The 17641-nt window shown below is 68.7% G+C and carries 13 protein-coding genes and 2 pseudogenes; 3 read left to right on the top strand and 12 right to left on the bottom strand.

The window, feature by feature from the left end:
* Nucleotides 1–33: 33 nt before the first annotated feature.
* Genes MCAG_RS26325 through MCAG_RS26305 form a run of 5 tightly spaced genes read right to left on the bottom strand, consistent with a single transcriptional unit; the run spans nucleotide 34 to nucleotide 5633 of the window.
* Complete coding sequence (locus tag MCAG_RS26325) at nucleotides 34–945, bottom strand: ABC transporter ATP-binding protein (RefSeq protein WP_007075991.1); 912 nt, start codon at nucleotides 943–945, stop codon at nucleotides 34–36.
* Nucleotides 942–1868 carry an ABC transporter ATP-binding protein gene (locus MCAG_RS26320; RefSeq protein WP_007075990.1) on the bottom strand — a complete coding sequence of 309 codons (927 nt, stop codon included), beginning with the start codon at nucleotides 1866–1868 and terminating at the stop codon, nucleotides 942–944. Before MCAG_RS26320 ends, MCAG_RS26325 begins: the two co-directional genes overlap by 4 nt.
* Nucleotides 1865–2920: an ABC transporter permease gene (locus MCAG_RS26315; protein WP_007075989.1), complete on the bottom strand. Its 1056-nt coding sequence runs from the start codon at nucleotides 2918–2920 to the stop codon at nucleotides 1865–1867. The genes MCAG_RS26320 and MCAG_RS26315 overlap by 4 nt, the downstream gene beginning before the upstream one ends.
* 13 nt (nucleotides 2921–2933) lie before the next feature.
* The gene (locus MCAG_RS26310) at nucleotides 2934–3923 is read right to left on the bottom strand and encodes an ABC transporter permease (RefSeq protein WP_007075988.1); all 990 of its coding nucleotides are present in this window, start codon (nucleotides 3921–3923) and stop codon (nucleotides 2934–2936) included.
* A gap of 36 nt (nucleotides 3924–3959) precedes the next feature.
* The gene (locus MCAG_RS26305; protein WP_007075987.1) at nucleotides 3960–5633 is read right to left on the bottom strand and encodes an ABC transporter substrate-binding protein; all 1674 of its coding nucleotides are present in this window, start codon (nucleotides 5631–5633) and stop codon (nucleotides 3960–3962) included.
* 469 nt (nucleotides 5634–6102) lie between these two features.
* Here MCAG_RS26305 and MCAG_RS26300 point away from each other — a divergent pair, with 469 nt between their 5' ends.
* Together MCAG_RS26300 and MCAG_RS26295 are read left to right on the top strand one after the other, a co-directional pair.
* Entirely contained in the window at nucleotides 6103–7314 is a 1212-nt protein-coding gene (locus MCAG_RS26300; protein ID WP_036375343.1) for an ROK family transcriptional regulator, read from the top strand.
* 338 nt (nucleotides 7315–7652) lie between these two features.
* Nucleotides 7653–8099, top strand: a complete 447-nt coding sequence (locus MCAG_RS26295; protein ID WP_198141632.1) for a hypothetical protein — start codon at nucleotides 7653–7655, stop codon at nucleotides 8097–8099.
* 286 nt (nucleotides 8100–8385) lie between these two features.
* Here the strand turns inward: MCAG_RS26295 and MCAG_RS26290 are convergent, their stop codons facing one another.
* The 5 genes and pseudogenes from MCAG_RS26290 to MCAG_RS26270 form a co-directional block, all read right to left on the bottom strand.
* Nucleotides 8386–9201: a neocarzinostatin apoprotein domain-containing protein gene (locus tag MCAG_RS26290; protein ID WP_157548243.1), complete on the bottom strand. Its 816-nt coding sequence runs from the start codon at nucleotides 9199–9201 to the stop codon at nucleotides 8386–8388.
* Nucleotides 9202–9873: 672 nt separating this feature from the next.
* Entirely contained in the window at nucleotides 9874–10218 is a 345-nt protein-coding gene (locus MCAG_RS26285; RefSeq protein ID WP_036375336.1) for a hypothetical protein, read from the bottom strand.
* 135 nt (nucleotides 10219–10353) lie between these two features.
* Nucleotides 10354–10888 (bottom strand): annotated as a pseudogene (locus MCAG_RS32930) (IS3 family transposase); the annotation flags it as partial.
* 157 nt (nucleotides 10889–11045) lie between these two features.
* Nucleotides 11046–14483, bottom strand: coding sequence for a ThuA domain-containing protein (locus MCAG_RS26275; RefSeq protein WP_369751337.1), 3438 nt, complete (start codon nucleotides 14481–14483; stop codon nucleotides 11046–11048).
* 494 nt (nucleotides 14484–14977) lie between these two features.
* The gene (locus MCAG_RS26270) at nucleotides 14978–15250 is read right to left on the bottom strand and encodes a transposase (RefSeq protein WP_007075981.1); all 273 of its coding nucleotides are present in this window, start codon (nucleotides 15248–15250) and stop codon (nucleotides 14978–14980) included.
* 206 nt (nucleotides 15251–15456) lie between these two features.
* Here MCAG_RS26270 and MCAG_RS35815 point away from each other — a divergent pair.
* Nucleotides 15457–15606 (top strand): annotated as a pseudogene (locus MCAG_RS35815) (IS3 family transposase); the annotation flags it as partial.
* A 275-nt stretch (nucleotides 15607–15881) separates the two neighbouring features.
* On the opposite strand, the gene MCAG_RS26260 reads toward MCAG_RS35815, so the two are convergent.
* Both MCAG_RS26260 and MCAG_RS26255 read right to left on the bottom strand, forming a co-directional pair.
* On the bottom strand, nucleotides 15882–16811 hold the full coding sequence (locus MCAG_RS26260; RefSeq protein WP_007075980.1) for a carbohydrate kinase: 930 nt from the start codon (nucleotides 16809–16811) through the stop codon (nucleotides 15882–15884).
* 46 nt (nucleotides 16812–16857) lie between these two features.
* Nucleotides 16858–17637 carry an ATP-binding cassette domain-containing protein gene (locus MCAG_RS26255; RefSeq protein WP_198141780.1) on the bottom strand — a complete coding sequence of 260 codons (780 nt, stop codon included), beginning with the start codon at nucleotides 17635–17637 and terminating at the stop codon, nucleotides 16858–16860.
* Nucleotides 17638–17641 lie beyond the last annotated feature (4 nt).

Genomic DNA, 17641 nt, shown 5'->3' with positions numbered 1-17641 from the left:
TTCGAAAACGAATGCGGAAGTACGGGAGCTGGGTCAGCCCCCGGGCGGGCCGTCCGCCGCGGCCGGCGGCACCCCGGCCTCCTCCCACCGACGGGTGCGGTGGTCGTAGCAGACGCTGTTGTCGATCGCGTCGCGGTCCACCGTCACCGCGGCCGTGACCCGGTCGAGGCGCTCGGGATCCGGCGCCGCGCTCGCCAACAACTTGGTGTAGTCGTGGTGCGGGTCGAGGATCACCGCATCGGACGGCCCGCGCTCCACGATGCGACCGCGGTAGAGCACGAGGATCTCGTCCGAGAAATGTCGCGCGGTGGCGAGGTCGTGGGTGATGTACAGGACGGCGAGCCGGTCCTCCCGCTGCAGGCGGCCCATGAGGTTGAGCACCCCGAGGCGGATCGAGACGTCCAGCATGGACACCGGCTCGTCCGCGACGAGTACCTGCGCCCCCGGCGCCAGCGCGCGGGCGATCGCGACGCGCTGCCGCTGGCCGCCGGAGAGCTCGTGCGGACGGCGCTGCGCGATGGTCTCGGCAGGTGTGAGGTTGACCCGTTCGAGCATCTCCAGCACCCGATCGTGTGTCTCGGCGGCGGTGCGGGTGCGCTGGTGGATGCGCAGCGGACGGGCGATGTGGTGCTCGATCGAGTGGAAGGGGTTGAGGGAGGCGAACGGGTCCTGGAAGACCATCTGCACCTGCCGCCGGTACAGCGACCCCTGCACCGGAGTGCCGTCGTCGAGACGCACGTCGACTCTGCCCGACGTGGGCTTCTCCATGCGCGTGAGGATCTTGGCGATGGTGGACTTGCCCGATCCCGACTCCCCGACGAGGGCGACGGTGCGCCCGGGGACCAGGTAGAAGCTGACGTGGTCGACGGCACGCAGCCGCGTGCGGCGCAGGCCCGTACGAATCCGGTAGTCCTTGACGAGGTCGGTCACGTGGACAAGGGTCATGCTCGCTCCTCGATGGCGCCGTCGGTCGGTACGGCGGTCTCGTCGACCCCGGTGCGGATGAACGCGCCGCGCGCTCCGGACAGGCTCGGGAACGAGCCGAGGAGCCTGCGCGTGTACGGATGCTGTGCGTGGCGGTACAGCAGGCCGGCCGCGCCAAGCTCGACGATCTCGCCCGCCAACATGACGGCGATCCGGTCGCTGATCTCCAGCAGCAGCGGCAGGTCGTGCGTGATGAAGACGACGGCGAAGTCCAGCTCGTCGCGTAGCCGCACGATCTCACTCAAGATCTCGCGTTGGACGACGACGTCCAGCGCCGTCGTGGGCTCGTCCATGATCATGACCTGCGGTTCAAGCAGCATCGCCATGGCGATCATGACTCGCTGGCGCATTCCTCCCGACAGCTCGTGCGGGAAGGAGCCCAGGCGCCGGGGGTCCACCCCGACACGTCGCAACACCTCTTCGGATCGCTCGCGCACCTGGGCCCGCGACAGGCCGGGGCGGTGGGCCAGCAGGGTGTCGCGTAGCTGCGCCCGCACGGTCGTGACGGGGTTGAGGGCGTTCATCGCCCCCTGGAACACCATGGAGAGCTTCTCCCAGCGGAACGCGCGCAGCTCGGCTTCCGTCAGCGCGAGCACGTCGACGTCTTCGCCGCCGCCGTCGTGGAACGTCACGCGGCCGGACGCGATCCTGGCGGGCGGGCGGTGCAGGCGGTTGATCGCGTACGCCAGGGTGGTCTTGCCGCACCCCGACTCGCCGGCCAGGCCGAGGATCTCCCCCCGGTGCAGAGTCAGGCTCGCGTCCCGGACGGCCGTGACCAGCGCGTCCGCCTCGTACACGACGGTGAGGTTCTCGACCGTCAGCACGGCGTCGGCCCTCGACCCGTCGGCAGCGGGAGCGTTGTCGTGCGGGAGCCTCGTGTTCACCGCGGGGGCACCTCCGAAACGGTCGAGCGGTCGGCGGGGGTGCCCGCGGCACCTGTCCCGCGTCGTGCCAGTCCCCGCTCCATGCGCGCGACCTGCCGCGCGCGCTTGCGGTACAGGCGGAGGTTCTTGAGCCTCGGGTTGATGATCTCGTCGATCGAGAAGTTCACCAGGGACAGGCCCATCCCGAAGAGCGCGATGATCAGGCCCGGCGGCACGAACCACCACCAGGCGCCGAGCGACAGCGCGAACCCGTTCTGCGCGTAGAAGAGCATCGTGCCGAGCGTCGAGGAGTTCGAGGCGCCGAGGCCGATGAAGGCCAGACCGGCCTCGCCGAGGATCGCGGCGATGACCGCGAACACGAACTGGGACGCGATGACGGGCAGAAGGTTCGGAAGGATCTCCACGACGATGACCCGCCACGGTTTCTCGCCGGCGACCTTCGACGCGGCGACGTAGTCGCGGTTTCGCACCGAGAGCGTCTGGGCGCGCAGCACCCGTGCCGACGCGGCCCAGCTCGTCAGGGCGAGCACCACGACGATGGTCCACAGGCCGCGGCTCTCGCGCGGCACGAAGCCGGAGATCACGATGACCAGCGGGAGGCCGGGGATCACCAGGAACACGTTCGACAGCAGGGAGAACGCCTCGTCGATGAACCCGCCGCGGTAGGCGCCGTAGATGCCGAAGAACGCCGACAGGACGGTGGCGAGGATGCCGACGAGCACGCCGATCTGCAGCGAGCCGCGGGTGGCGTAGGCGAGCTGCGCGAGCACGTCCTGCCCGGTCTGGGTGGTGCCGAGCGGGAACTGCGCCGACGGCGGCGTCAGCCCCTGGTCCCGGATCTGCCTGGGGTCGCCCACGAAATAGACGGCGAAGATCCCGAAGAGCGTGATCCCGACGACCAGCGCAAGACCGAGGGCCAACCAGGGCGTCATGGGGGGCAGAAGCATGCGCCAGCCGGCCCGTGCCCGGCGGCCCGCCGGAACCGTCGTCCGGGTCAGCGTGCCGGCAGCGTCAGCCACGGTCGGCGCGCTGGCGGGGGTGAGGTTCGTCATCGTGCTGTCCCCGTCAGTGCCGCGCGCGGGTGCGCGGGTCGATCAGGCCGTAGAGCAGGTCGACGACCAGGTTGGCGCCGAGCACGGCGAGGGTGATGAAGAGGAAGACCCCCTGCATGAGCGCATAGTCGTTGTTCGTCACGGCACCGAGCAGGCGCCCGCCGATCCCGGGATAGGAGAAGACCTGCTCGGTGATGACCGAGCCGGAGACCACGAACCCGAGAGAGATGGCGAATCCGGCCACGGAGGGAAGGACGGCGTTGCGCGCCGCGTAGGAGCGCCGGATCTTCCTCGGCGACAGGCCCTTCGCCTCCGCCGTCAGGACATAGTCCTCCGACAAAGTGGAGACCATCATGTTCCGCATGCCGAGCAGCCACCCGCCGATCGAAGCCAGGACGATGGTCAGGGCGGGCAGGATCGCGTACTGCACCGCCGAGAGGATGAACGGCCCGTTCCAACCGGGTGTGAGCGCGACGTCGTAGCCACCCTGCAGCGGCAACCAGCCGAGAATCCGGGCCAGCAGGTAGGTGAGGATCAGGGCGAGCCAGAAGTACGGTATTGCGGCCAACAGCGTCGTGGCCGGGACCAGCGAGTCGAGCCACGTGCCGGGTCGCCACCCCACAATCGCGCCGAGGAGCACCCCGAGCAGCGCGGCGAGGACGGTGGCGACCCCGACGAGCACCACGGTCCAGGGCAGCGACGACAGGATCACGTCGGAGACCTTGGCCGGGTAGTAGCTCACCGAGATCCCGAGGTCGCCGCGCACCAGGTTCTTGAGGTAGTTCAGGTACTGGCTCCACAGGGGCCCCGTGTCGTCGCCCCCGAGGAGGAGCGCGTACGCCTTGCGCGTCTCCGGGGAGACCGTGCCGCCCCGCTGCTGCAGCTTGGCCAGCAGGATGTCGACGGGGTTGCCGGGCAGGAGGCGCGGGATGGCGAAGTTGAGGGTCAGGGCGGCCCACAGGGCAACGACGTAGAAACCCAGCTTGCGTAGGAAGTAACTCACGGCATAGCTCTTTCCTCGGGGCGACGTCTGGGGCGGTCAGCTCTGGGGCTTGAGCCGCTTGAAGATCTCCGCGGCGTCGAGGGCCGACCACACCGCGGGGAAGGCGTACAGGTCCTGGTCCGAGGGCCAGCCGCTGAACTTCGCGGTGTTCCACACGCTCGTCGTCCCGCCGGTCAGGACCGGGACGTACGGCATGTCCCGCACGACCGCCCGCTGGATGGTGTCGAAGTACGGCTGCCGGGCTGCCTGGTCGTCGAGCGGGAGCGCGGCCAGGCTGTCGAGCGCCGCGTCGACGTCGGGGTTGGCGTAGCGGGAGTAGTTGTTGCCGGCGGACTTGCCCACCTTGGCCCCGGTGCCGGAGTCGAAGAAGTAGGTGTAGAGGTAGTACGGATCCGGCGCGGGGCCCTGCCCCAGCGAGTCGATGACCAGCTGGAAGTTGCCGGATCCCTTTTTCTCCGTCCACTCGTTCCACGAGGACTGGGCGGCTTGCAGCTCGATGCCGGCGGCCTTGGCCTGCGAAGCCATCGTGTCGATCGCGGTGATGTAGTCCGTCCAGCCGGTGACGACCTCGACCGTCAGCGACAGCCGCTGGCCGCCCTTGGCGTAGATGCCGTCGGCACCCTTGGCCCAGCCGGCCTTCTCCAGGGTCTGCGCGGTCTTCTCCGGCTCGGCGGCCATGGGCGCCACCTTCTCCGCGAGGCTGGCGGAGACGAACCGGTCCTGGCTGGGGGTGAGCGTGAAGGTGGGGGAGATTTCGCTCGCGGTCTCCTGGAACGCCAGCTTGTTGAGCTGCGTCCGGTTGATGGCGGAGTAGAGGGCGTGCCGGACGGCAGGGTCGGTCTGCGGGCCCTTGCAGCCCATCTCCGCGCTGGAGCAGGTGGCGAGCACCATCTGGTTCTGCCACTGGGTGTACGCGTCGTACTTCGGGAAGTTCTTCCTCGTGTTCTTGATGTCGGGGATCGGCCCGGTGAACCAGTCGGTGGTGCCGGCCGCGATGGAGTCGGCGCCGGCCTGGTTGCCCGACAGGGAGACGAAACGGATCTTCTTGACCTTCGGTTCGCCGCCCCAGTACTTGGGGTTCGCCCCGTAGGTGAAGGCCTGCGGCTTGAACTCGTTGAGCAGGTAGGCGCCGGTGCCGATGGGCTTCTCGACGACGTCCTCGGTGGGGTTGGTGGTTTTCCACAGGTGCTCGGGGACGATCGGTACGCCGAGCACGTCGGGGCCCTTGACGAAGGCGGGTGCCTTGAAGGTGAAGGTGACGTGGGTGTCGTCCACCGCCGCGGCGGTGCCGTCGAACCCGGTGTTGTTGATCGCCGGGTTGTTCTTCACCAGATCGAAGGTGAACGCGACGTCCTTCGCGGTGAAGCGCTGGCCGTCGCTCCACGTCACCCCGTCGCGCAGGGTCACCGAAAGGATCGTGCCGTCCTTGTTCCAGGACTGCTGCGTCCCGAGCAGCGGCACCGGGTCGGAGACCCTGGCCTTGTTGAAGAAGAACAGCGACTCGTAGATCGTGCCGAAACCCCCGATCCGGGACGGCGAGAACGGGTTGAAGTTGATCTGGTAGTCGCCCGCTTGGCCGCTGTAGGCCACGAGCGTGGCCTCCGAGCCGGCGGACGAGGTCCCGCCGGAGCAGCCGGTTAGCACGAGGCCGAGCGCGGCTGCGCCCGCGAGCGCCGCAGCGCGGCGCGGCCTGCCGGTGAGAAGAGACATCTTGGTCCTTTCACGTGCGGGGGCGATGCTCGCCCGCCGTGGCCCAGGAAGGGCATGGCATGCATTCTTAGGCTACTTAATTTACTCAGTCAATAAGTAGACTTGATTGATCTCGCTAAATTTCAGCACCGCAACCGCCACCCAGCGGGCCCGCAGCTACCTGGACCCACCCCGGCCACGATCACGGGCTGCCGCCTCGCCGAGGGTCACTCGTACGTCAAATAGCGCACGAGCAGCGGATATGCCTTGGGGCCGTCGCCGGTGTCCACTCGAGCCGGACGCGGGTGCCTGGTACGCCGTCGGCACCCAGCTCGACCCACACCACGCCGATCCCCACCATCATCAACTTCGCTGGCCAGCGTGGTCGCCGCCACCGGATCATTGACAAGTTAGTTGATTACCTCAAGACATGAGCTGGAGCGATCACCGGAAACTCCAGCTCCGGGACGGGTCTAGGAGGCCTCGCGGCATGCTCCGCAACGACGATGGCCGCGTCACCACGGCTGGGCGGATGCTCGATCTCCTGCGCACGCGCAGCACGCTCAGCCGGGTAGAGCTCGCCGAGCTGTCCGGCCTCACACAGGCCACGATCACGCACGTGGTCCGCCGCCTGATCGACGGTGGCCTCGTGCTTGAGGTGGGCCGTGAGCAGCAGGGCCGGGGCCAGCCCCGGCGGCTGCTGGAGCTGAATGCGGACGCCTGGTACGCCGTCGGCGTCCAAGTCGACCGCACCACGACGACCATCGTCGTGATCGACTTCGCCGGCCGGCGGGTCGCGACCGCCGGCTTCCGCGGTACCGGGACAAGCGGGCCGGATGCGGCCGTCTCCGCGCTGGCCGACCACATCGACGACCTGTTGCACAGCACCGCCGTGCCGCGAGAGCGGGTCATCGGCGTCGGCCTGGTCACCCACGGACCTCAGGACCGCGAGCGCGGCATGCTCCTCATGGCCCATCCGACGCCCGACTGGCTCCAGTATCCCCTGACGTCGACGCTGTCGAACCGGCTCGGCCTGCCCGTCCTGCTGGAGAACGACGCGACGGCGGCAGCCACGGGCGAGCAGTGGTCCGGCACGGTGCCGACCGACACGTTCGGGCTCATCTACCTGGGTTCCGGCCTGGGCGGCGGCATCGTGGCGAACGGCAACGCCTACCGCGGTCGCGCCTCGAACGCCGTCGAGATCGGGCACGTGGGGCTCATGGGTGCCAGCGCCCCCTGCGTCTGCGGCAACTGTGGCTGTGCCGAGGCCGAGGCGGGTCCGCACACCGTCGTCGCGCAGGTGCTCGCTCATCCCGACCTCGCCGGGCGCCTCGGCATCAAGGCCCACGAGGAGGACACCCTCGCCGACTTCGAGCGCGTCGCCCGGGCGTGGCAGGCAGACGACCCGGACGCCACCGCGATCCTCCAGCGATCCGCCCGATGGATCGGCCGCGCCGCGGTGACCATGGTAAATCTCTTCGATCTCGACACCGTCGTGCTGGCCGGACCCGCCCTCATCAGCGCCGGCCCGCTCTACCAGCATTTCGTCGAGGCGGAGCTGACCCGCCACGCGCTCAGCCGGGCGCTCAGCCGGCCTCGTGTCCTCCTCTCCGCCAACGTGGACACCGCCGCTGCCATCGGTGGCGCCCTCCACGTCCTGCGCAGCATCCCCGTGCAGCACATGGCCAGGACGCCCGTCTGACGCGGCCCTTCCACCCCGCCCAGTACCGCTCGACGACGGGAACCAGGAGAGACGTATCCCCCGCACCGCACGCCGCCTGGACAGTACTGCGCCGCGACGGCGTCGCCATCGTCCTCGTCCACCCCGCCACCGGCCTGCCCGCCGTCCTCAACTGGGACGCCGACCTCGGCCCGATCCAGGGCAGCGACCTCAAGGTCCTGGACCGAACCACGGCCGCCAGACGGTGCCCGGCACGCTGGACGCCGCCTGGCGCCTACCGATCGTGCCCGAGGAGACGAACGGCTACTCCGGCTCGAGCGCCGATGTTCGGTGCCGGGCGCCTCAGCATCATCCCGACGATGAAGCTGACCATCGCCCAGTGGGCGCTGCTGCTGCAGGCCAACCAGGCCGCCGACATGCAGCAGGCGGTGGCCGACGGCGCCAACGACGTTCTGTCGGCGTACGCGTCGGCGTCGAAAACGGCAGTGCCGCAGATCGCCCGGGTGGTCCAGACCCCGACGGTCCGGCCGGAGACCATCCTCGAGGTCGCCGAGTCGATCGACGCGCAGGCCCGAGGCATTCAGGACGCGGTTCGCCATGGCCAGCAGGCACGGGCCGAAGTGGTCGGCGCGATCGTCACCGCCAACCGGTCCATGTCGGAGTCGTCGGCGCGACTCAGCCGTACCGTGGTGGAGCTGGTTACCCGAGCCAAGGTGCCGCTGGCGCTACCGGCCGGGCCGCAGCTGCCCGCCGCGGTGCTGGAGCAGGCCCCGGCGGTCGTGCCCAGCAGGGACGTGTCACGCTAACGGCTGATCATGGTTGGCGTAGCCGACGTGGTCGGTGATCTCACCCAGCGACGCGCATGGTGTACCTGCCGACGTACGCGTCCTGGCTGAACTGGGTCGAGGCCGAGTCGCCGCCGTGCGCTACTTCGCCCTCAACGGCACCGACCACCGCAGCCACGCCGAGCAGGACACCGCCATCGGCGCCTACATCCGCTGGCGCAACCAACGAGCACGCCCGAAACCGGATTCGCGATCAACTCCGAAATCCGCCACCCGGATTACCCGTTCAAGGCTGCATGACGAGGCACTAGGTCACCGACGCAAAGCCGAGGTAGGCGCGGTGCGGGCCGGACCAGCCGGAGCCGAACGAGCTGTCGGGCTGCCCCTGCGCGTCGAACACCACCACGTGCAGCTCGCACGTGGTGATATCGGAATCCGGCGCGCAGCTGGGCCAGTACTGGACGGCCACGGTCGTCGTGAACATGTCGTCCTCGGTGAGCGGCACCGTGGCCAGCGGCGTGCTGTCGACGCAGCCGCTCTCCTGGATGATGTCGTAGCACGCGATCTGCGTGATGGTCACGTGCCGGCTGGGTGAGCCCTTCGCGGTGCCGGTAACCTGGACCAGTTGCCCGTCGATCAGGCCTGTGTTCGGGGTCGCGGTGATGGTGGCCGGGTCGCCGGTGAACTCCAGGGCCGCCGTGGCGACCGAGTGCCGATCACCATCGGTGACCCATTCAACGAAGAATCGGCAGGTGTCCGCGCGGCAGTAGACCGGCTCGGAGTCGCCGTAGGGGCGGCTGCGGTAGACCGTGATGCTGGCGTTCACCCGCTCGGAGATCCGCCCCAGCCCGCTGGTGGTCGCCGTTTGCACGACCGGGCAGCCGATGCGGCCGCCGTCGTCGTAGGTGGCCTCGTCGCACTGGACGATGTCGACCTCGGTCTTCCTGGGCAGGCCGGTCGCCGTGACCCTGACGACCGACGAGGCCGACAACCCACTCGTCGGGCGGGCCGTGGCCGACGGCGTGGCGTCGAACTGGGCCGACACCGCAGGGGCAGGCGGGCTCACGGCCACCACGCCCGCCGCCGCCAGCACTGCTACGGACAACCATGACCGGAACCTCATGTGGTGCTCCTTCCACAACAAGGGCCAGCTAGCGACACCCATCGTTGTAGCATCGATCCCAGCCGAGGAAGGCCCAGACGGGCTCGGCCACTGTCGGCTGTCGGACAGCGCTGCTCACCGCAACTCGCAACGCCAGAGCGCCGCCCTCAGGTGGCGCAGCCCCTCCGGCCTGCTCCACCGGTACGCCGAAAGTCTGGTGTCCCGGGCTCCGCTGACCGCCCGGTCCGGCTCTTGGGGACCAATGCTCGGGGAAAATTTCGCTCGGCAGGATCAGCCAGGGCTATTGCATAGTCGGATTACTCCAACCATCGGTGACCACAGCCGGCCGACGGCATAGTGGGGGTCGGTACGAAAGCACGATCTCGGTCAGTGATGCTGACATCAGCGGGTGCGGTCCTGTTCTGGGTCATGGCTTCGCAAACTCATGATCACCAGCAGGTCGCACCCGTCCTACATGGACCCCCGGATCTCGCCGAATCCCGGCCAAAACCCCAGCTCAACAGCCCTGCAACCGACTATGTAACAGTCCTGACATCCGGCCCCACAGGAAACTCCCGCAAGTGAAGCCGACGGCTGTCTCCTGCGGGAGTTGTCTCAGCGGGGACCGCCAGTGACGTGCTAGCCGCCGTTCACCCTGAAAAACCTAACCCGGCAGTTTCCCGCCGTCCTGGGTCAGAGCTCAACCTGCACGGTCTTGGTGGCGTCGGCCACCAAGTGAGCCGCGCCGCCCAGACCGCTGTAACACCCCGAGACCGAGAAAAGGCGGATCATCGCACCCTTAGGGGCCACCACCTCGATTGTCGGGAGCGGCGTGTAGCGACCCGCACACTGAGTGTTCCCATCTCCGACGCTGTAGAGCACCGAGGGAAGAGCGTACGGGACGCTGTTGCGGATGACCTGGATTGTCACGGTCACGGTCTCCGTTGCAGCGCTGGCCGGGGTCGCTCCCACACCGCCGACAACGGCAGCGGCCGCCAGAAGTCCTGACGCGGCGATCTTTGCCTTGAGGGGCAGCATATGTCCAACTCCTCTGCTTTGTGTCGCCTACGACGCCGCAGGCAGGGCATACGCTAGATCATATCAATACATTTCACAATGTCGATGTATCTGATGTTCCCCGGGTTCTTCCGAGCCGTGTTGGTTGGCGTCAGGCTACGGATAGGGCGATCGGGTGGAGCCTTTCATACTCGGTCGGGTGAGCATGCCGAGTGAGCTGTGGCGGCGTTGCCGGTTGTGGAAGATCTTTAGGTACTCGAAGATTGCGTTGGCTAGTTCGATGCGGGTGCGCCAGCGGCGGCGGCTGAGCCGCTCGGTCTGCATCCGGCCCCAGCACGACTCGATCATGCCGTTGTCGTAGCAGTCGCTGATCGATCCCATCGACGGCGCCAGGCCAGCTTCCTGGACGCGGCGGGTGAAGGCCCATGAGGTGAACTGGACTCCGTGATCCGAGTGGATCACGGTGCCGGTGGGCTGGCGGTTGCTGATGGCCATGCTCAGGGCGTTGGTGACCAGCATGGCCGTCTGCGTGGCGTCGATGGACCAGCCGACGACCTTGCGGGGAAAGGTGTCCAAGCACGACGGCGCAGTACACCTTGCCCTCCCGGGTCGGGTGCTCGGTGATGTCGGTGACCCACAACTGGTTCGGCGACGAGCGGGTGAAGTCGCGGTTGACCAGATCGCTCGCGGTTGGGCTCTGGTGCTTCGGCCACGGACGCCGGCTACCGGCTGGAGGCCAGATGCACCGCGCGGATCTGTTCGGTCAACCACGCGTGACGCAGCGCCCGCTGCGATGGCGGCCGGTTCGGAGCGGCGCGGCACCATACTGGTGCCGCGCCGCTTGTGGATCAAGTGGCGGTGCAGGTGAGCGAAGATACGCCGGACGCACCACTCCCCGAGCCGATGAACCCGAACGCCGTACTGGCGCCGGCGCCGACCGATCCGTTGTAGTCGACGTTCCGCGCGGTCACGTTGGGGCCGCTCGACGTGACCGTGGCGCTCCAGGACTGGCTGATGGCCTGCCCGTTGGTGAACGTCCAGGTGACTGTCCACCCGCGGATCGAGGTGGAGCCGGCGGTGATCCGCACCTCGGCCTGGAAGCCACCGGACCATTGGCTCGTCACCGAGTACGCCGCCGTACATCCACCGGGCGGCGGGGTCGTGGGCGGTGGCGTCGTGGGCGGTGGCGTCGTGGGCGGTGGCGTCGTGGGCGGCGGAGTGGTAGGTGGCGGAGTCGTCGGCGGCGGCGTGGTAGGTGGTGGCGTGCCGTTGAAGGTGAACGCGTCGACGTCGAAGAGGTTGCCCGAGCCGCCGGTGAAGACCAGGAACAGGTTCTGCGTACCGGCCGGTGCGTTGACCGTGCCGGTGACGTTCGTCCAGGTCTCCCAGCCGCCGGTCGGCGAAACCGTGGCCGAGCCGATTACCGGCCCGGTCGCCGAGCCGGTACGCAGGGAGATGGTCCCGCCCGAGCCGGCGGAGGCGACCCGCGCGGTGAAGGACGTGGCCCCGCTCAGGTTGTACGGCGTGAACGAAATCCAGTCACCGTTTTCGATGTACCCGACCGCGTTGCCGCCGTTGGCCGACGGCTTCGCCACCGTGGTGGTGCCCTGCTGGGCGCTGTAGTGCTCGGCCTGCCGGGTCCGCGGCTGCATGATCACCTGCGGCGAGGTCACCGGCGTGGTCGAGCCGGCCGGCGTGTACTCGGCGGTCAGCACGCCGAAGATGTTCGCGTTGGTGTCGTGCTCACCGTCCGCGGTGGTCTGCAGCGTGCCCGAGCAACCAGTGGCGCTGCTTATGTCGTGACCGTGGCTGTCGTGCCCAAGGGTGTACTTGACCCTCACGCGGCTACAGTCGACGGTCGGTGCGTTCGCGTCGGTGACCGTGACATCGAACGGGATGGCGTCACCAGGGTCGAACAGCCTGCCGTTCAGCGGCAGGTTGAGGACGACCGTCGGCCGGCCCACCCCGATCACCAAGCTCGCCGTCGAGCTGCGGCCGGTGCTGTCGCGCACCGTGAGCGTGGCCGTGAACTCGCCGTTGGCCGTGTAGGTGAACGACGGGTTGGCGGCCGTCGAGTCGGTGGTGCCGTCGGTGGTGAAGTCCCACGCGTAGGTAATCGGGTCGCCGTCCGGGTCGCCCGAGCCGGCCGAGCTGAACTGCACGGTCAGCGGCGCGCTCCCGCTCGTCGGGTTGGCCGAGGCGGACGCGGTCGGCGACCGGCCACCGCCGGAGTTGTACTCGATCCGGTACACCGCCGAGCTTGCGTCACCACTCCCCCAGCCCGTGCCGTAGTCGAGCACGTACAGCGCGCCGTCCGGCCCGAACTCATGATCCATCACCTGGGTACCGGTGTACGCCGGGAAGGCCTCGATCGTGCCCACCCCACCGGAGCTGGTGACCGTGGCCGTCTTGATCCACCGCCGGCCGAACTCGCCGAGGAACACCTTGCCGTTCATCGACGCCGGGAACTTCACGTCGGAGGCGAGCGAGGCGCTGTAGTTGTACACCACGCCGCCCATCGGTGACAGGCCGCCACTGCCCAGCGCCGGCGGATTCTGCTCACCGCCGTACGGCAGCCACGCCCGCTGCGAGGGGGGCAGCTGGGTGATGCCGGTGTTGTTGGGAGAGTTGTTCACCGGGCCGCCGGTGCAGTTGAACGGGGCACCCGAAGGACCGGACGGGAAGGTGTAGTCGATGTACGGCGTGTTGTAGCTCGAGCAGTACGGCCAGCCGTAGAAGCCGGGCTGGGTGATCCGCTCGAACGCCACATGGTTGGCCGGCCCACGGTTGGGGTTGCTGGTGCCGGCATCCGGCCCGTACTCACCGAGATACACGATGCCGGTCGCCCTGTCCACGGACATCCGGAACGGGTTGCGGAAACCCATCGCGTAGATCTCGGGCTTGGTGTTGGCCGTACCCGGCGCGAACATGTTGCCGGCCGGGATCGTGTACCCACCGCCGGAGCTCGGCCGGATCCGCAGTATCTTGCCCCGCAGGTCGTTGCTGTTGCCGGCGCTGCGCTGCGCGTCGTAGGCCGGGTTGCGGTTGGACCGCTCGTCGATCGGCGTGTAGCCGCTGGAGTCGAACGGGTTGGTGTCGTCCCCTGTGGTCAGGTATAGGTTGCCAGCCGCGTCGAAGTCGATGTCGCCGCCGACGTGGCAGCACATGCCACGACTGGTCGGCACCTCCAGGACCGTCACCTCCGACGACGCGCTCAGCGTGAAGTCGTTGTTCACCGTAAAGCGGGACAGCCGGTTAACGCCGTTGAACGGGGCGAACTGCGCCGGCGTGCCGGTCGCCGGCGCGTCGCCGGACGGGGTGGACAGCCGCGGCGAGTAGTACACATACACCCACCGGTTGGTGGCGAAGTTCGGGTCCGCCTTGATGCTCTGCAGCCCCTCCTCGTCGTGCGTGTACACCGGGATGGTCAGCGCCACCTTGGTGATGCCGGCCGGGTCGGTGTAGCGGATGGTGCCGTCCCGCGAGGTGTGCAGCACGCCCCGGTTGGGCAGCACCGTCAGACCCATCGGCTCGCCGACCTCTGCGACGCCCTTGGCCAGGTTCACCATGCGGTAGCCGGCCTGCGGCGGCGGAGCGGTCGAGCAGTTGCCGGTCCCCTGCGCCGCGTACCGGAGACCGCCCAGCAGGTGCGTACGGAAGTTCGCCTCGCTGTAGCTCTCGTTCGTGTGGCCCATGCCCGTGTACCACGAGCGGCCACCGTCGTAGCCCCGGCACCACGCGATCGGGTGGTCACCCCCCATCGAGCCGCCGGTATACGTGCTCTCGTCCAAACTGGCCAGCACGCGGACCTGCGAACGCGGGTTGGTCCGGTAGTTGTACCACTCGTCGAACCGGGACCACGCCGTCGGCAGCCCGGCCGTCGATGGATGGGAGGTGTCCTCGATCCGCACGGTCGCGTTCTGGTTGGCCGGATGGCTGGCGAAGTACGCGCCGACCAGGTTGCCGTACCACGGCCAGTCGTACTCCGTGTCAGATGCCGCGTGGATGCCCACGTACCCGCCGCCGCCGCGGACGTAGGCCTCGAACGCCGCCTGCTGGCTGGCGTTGAGCACGTCCCCGGTGGTGGACAACCAGACGACCGCCTGGAACCGGGCCAGGTTCGCGGCGGTGAACTGGGCGGCGTCCTCGGTGGTCTCGACGGTGAAGTTGTTCTGCGTGCCGAGCTGCTTGATCGCGGTGATGCCGGCCGGGATCGAGTCGTGCCGGAAACCGGCCGTCTTACTGAAGATCAACACATTGAAGTCCGCAGCTGCGCTTGCGGGCACGGGGGTGAAGCCTACCGCCGCCACGATGATGGCTAGGCAGAAGGCCAATCTTCGAAACATGGTTGGCTGCTCACTTCCTGTCGTACGACGTGCAGACGGACCTGCACCGGAGGCCGCGCCTGGGGTGAATCACCGTGGAGCAGATGCACTGGTTAACGGAACGGGAGCCAGTGTCTGAAATGGGGAGTATTGTGAGTCCTTCTCTCATGTGGATGGTCGAGGCACCGGTACCGGTCATGCGCCCGCAACACTCATCCGGCGAACGGGCGCGGTGCTGGCCCGCGCCACGAGGTTGCGGCGGTTGCGCGTGCTGGATCCGAGCGTTGGGTGGGTGACCAGGATGTCGAGGTGGAAAGTGGGCGGGCGTCATCCGTAACGTCTCGCATCGATGTATGGGAGCGCTCCCCATCGATGCTAGGAAGGTTGCCAGATTGTTTCCGGTCCATCAAGAGGGGACCGTAACCCAGGGTCATTGCGTAGTGGGTAGCTGCTGGTCACGGTGGTGATGAGGTCGTGGGGCGGCGGTTGGCGCGTCGGGTGGCTCGGGCGATGTTGGTTTCGCCGTTGCCGCGGTGGAAGCCGATGGCGGTGTTGCGGAGGACGGCTGCGACGGCGGGTCCGGTGCCGGTGCGGGCTCGGTGGGTGCCTTCGCCGAAGGTCACGTCGCGGACCCAGTGCAGCCGGTTCTCGATATGCCATTCCAGCCGGGCCCATTGCTGCAGGTCAGCAGGCTGGGCGTAAGCGGCGGGCAGTCTTCGTGATGCCATTGCGGATCTCTAGCCTGCAAGGGCACCGCTCTGGGCCGCAGCGTTGTTGGCTGCGAGCCATCCGGCGGGGTTGCCGCAGTCGTGGTACTCGCCTGTGACGGGGTGGATCAGCACGTCGTGGTCCCGCGCGAAGGCGATCACTGCGTCGGTGGCCTGGGCGATTCAACCGGTCGTCGCAACACGGGGTTGCTGGAGCGATCGGTTGAATCCGCCTCTTCGCCGCCCTCAAGACCGAACTGGTCTACACCCGAGCCTGGCCCAGCCGACACGAGCTGGAGATGGAGGTCTTCTCCTACATCGAGGGCTTCTACAACCCTCGCCGCCGGCACAGCCGTCTAGGTAACGTCAGCCCCGACACCTACGAGAAGATCCACCGAGAGTCCCTGACAGACATCGAGGTGTCCGGCCGACAGGGGTCACTTCAGTGCGCGGTCGCCGTGTCGCCGTACGCGGTCACGTCGGTGCGCGACCCGTCCGTGGCGTACCAGACGAACGACACGTGGAAGTTGCGGCCCTGCCCCTGATAGCGGCGGACCAGCGACGCGTACTCCCAGGCAACCCTCCGTCCATTATCTACGGACGGATGTCCCGCCGGAAACACGGATGGTGACGTAACGACGACACCGCGGTGTCACGCCGGGGCGGGCAGGGCGGCCAGCTCGGCCCGGGTGGGCGGGTCGGCGCCCCGCCGTCCGCAGGTCCACGCCGCCACGCGCGCGGCGTCGCCGAGCACGGCGGCGAGCGTCTCGGGTCCGGCGGCCCGCAGCGCGGGACGCCGGGCGGCGCCGAGTAGGTCCCGCGCCCGCAGCGCGGACAGCAGTCCGGCGGTGAACGCGTCACCCGCGCCGACCGTGTCCACCACGGTCACCCGTGGAGCGGCCACCCGGAGTTCCTCCCGCGCGGTGACGGCCAGCGCCCCCTCCGCACCGAGGGTGACCACGACGAGGCTGGCCCCGAGCGCCAACCATTCCCGCGCCACCCGCTCCGACGACCGTCCCGGGTGCAGCCAGTCCAGGTCCTCCCGGCTGACCTTCACCAGGTCCGAGACCGCGACCAGTTCCTCGACGCGCCGCCGGGCCCGCGCCGCGTCGCCGGTCAGCGACGGACGGCAGTTCGGGTCGAAGCTGATCATCGTGGTCGCCCGCCGCTGCCGGGCCAGTGCCAGCACGTCGCCGGCGCCCGGTTCGAGGACGGTGGCGAGCGACCCGGTGTGCAGGCACGCACTTCCGCTGGCCACCGCGCCGATGTCGGGGAAGGACCGCCAGTCGATGGCGAAGTCGTACCGGGCCTGCCCGTCGGCGCCCACCTGGGTCCGGGCCACGCTGGTGTGCGGCAGGTCCGACACCGACGCCGGATCCAGCCGTACGCCGCTGCCGGCCAGGTGGGCGCGGAGCAGCCGCCCGTACGCGTCGTCACCGAGCTGGGTGAGGAGGGTGGTGGGTTCGCCGAGGCGGGCGAGCGCGATCGCGACGTTCGCCGGGCTCCCACCCGGGTACGCGGTCGCCTCGCCCGTCGGCTCCTCGATCAGGTCCACCAGGCTCTCGCCGACAACCGTGATCAACGATGCTCCCTTCCCGGGCCGCGGGCCCGGTCGCGTCGGCGGCGGGTCAGCCCGCCTGCCGGCCCGGCGTCTCTTCGAGCGTGGTCGCGCCGGTCATGATGGCCACGGCCTCGGGCATGGTGTGCGACGCCGGGGTCACCACCCCGGCACAGCGGCCCAGCCGCTGGATGTGGATCCGGTCGGCCACCTCGAACACGTGCGGCATGTTGTGGCTGATGAGGATGACCGGCAACCCTCGGGTACGCAGCTCCTCGATCATCCGGAGCACCTGGTTGGACTCCTTGACACCGAGCGCCGCGGTGGGCTCGTCGAGCACGATCACCTTGCTGCCGAAGGCCGCGGCCCGGGCCACCGCGACCGCCTGGCGCTGGCCACCCGAGAGGGTTTCGACCGCCTGCGCCACGTTCTGCAACGTGCCGATCCCGAGTTCCGCGAGGGCCTGTTCCGCGTCCCGGCGCATCCCCTTCTGGTCGAGCATCCGGAACACCGAACCGAGCACACCCCGCCGGCGCTTCTCCCGGCCGAGGAAGAGGTTGCTCGCGATGTCCAGCGCCGGCGCCACGGCGAGGGTCTGGTAGACGGTCTCGATCCCGGCGTCCCGGGCGTCCTGGGGGCGCTTGAACTGCACCGGCCTCCCCTCCAGGAACAGTTCGCCGGCGTCGGGGGTCAGCGCCCCGGTCAGGCACTTGATCAGCGTGGACTTCCCGGCACCGTTGTCCCCGATGACGGCGAGCACCTCGCCCGGGTACAGGTTCAGGTCCACCCCGTCCAGGCCCACGACCTTGCCGAACGTCTTGACCAGGCCCCGGGCCGACAGCACCGGCATACGC

The organism is Micromonospora sp. ATCC 39149, from assembly GCF_000158815.1.
GTDB lineage: Bacteria > Actinomycetota > Actinomycetes > Mycobacteriales > Micromonosporaceae > Micromonospora.
This window is presented reverse-complemented; position numbering and strand designations above follow the sequence as displayed.

Excerpts from the sequence above, each read along its gene's own strand:
- MCAG_RS26270 (WP_007075981.1), bottom strand. The coding sequence starts at position 15,250 with ATGGCATCACGAAGACTGCCCGCCGCTTACGCCCAGCCTGCTGACCTG.
- MCAG_RS26295 (WP_198141632.1), top strand. The coding sequence starts at position 7,653 with ATGAAGCTGACCATCGCCCAGTGGGCGCTGCTGCTGCAGGCCAACCAG.
- MCAG_RS26300 (WP_036375343.1), top strand. The coding sequence starts at position 6,103 with ATGCTCCGCAACGACGATGGCCGCGTCACCACGGCTGGGCGGATGCTC.
- MCAG_RS26305 (WP_007075987.1), bottom strand. The coding sequence starts at position 5,633 with ATGTCTCTTCTCACCGGCAGGCCGCGCCGCGCTGCGGCGCTCGCGGGC.
- MCAG_RS26255 (WP_198141780.1), bottom strand. The coding sequence starts at position 17,637 with ATGCCGGTGCTGTCGGCCCGGGGCCTGGTCAAGACGTTCGGCAAGGTC.
- MCAG_RS26285 (WP_036375336.1), bottom strand. The coding sequence starts at position 10,218 with ATGCTGCCCCTCAAGGCAAAGATCGCCGCGTCAGGACTTCTGGCGGCC.
- MCAG_RS26290 (WP_157548243.1), bottom strand. The coding sequence starts at position 9,201 with ATGAGGTTCCGGTCATGGTTGTCCGTAGCAGTGCTGGCGGCGGCGGGC.
- MCAG_RS26325 (WP_007075991.1), bottom strand. The coding sequence starts at position 945 with ATGACCCTTGTCCACGTGACCGACCTCGTCAAGGACTACCGGATTCGT.
- MCAG_RS26315 (WP_007075989.1), bottom strand. The coding sequence starts at position 2,920 with ATGACGAACCTCACCCCCGCCAGCGCGCCGACCGTGGCTGACGCTGCC.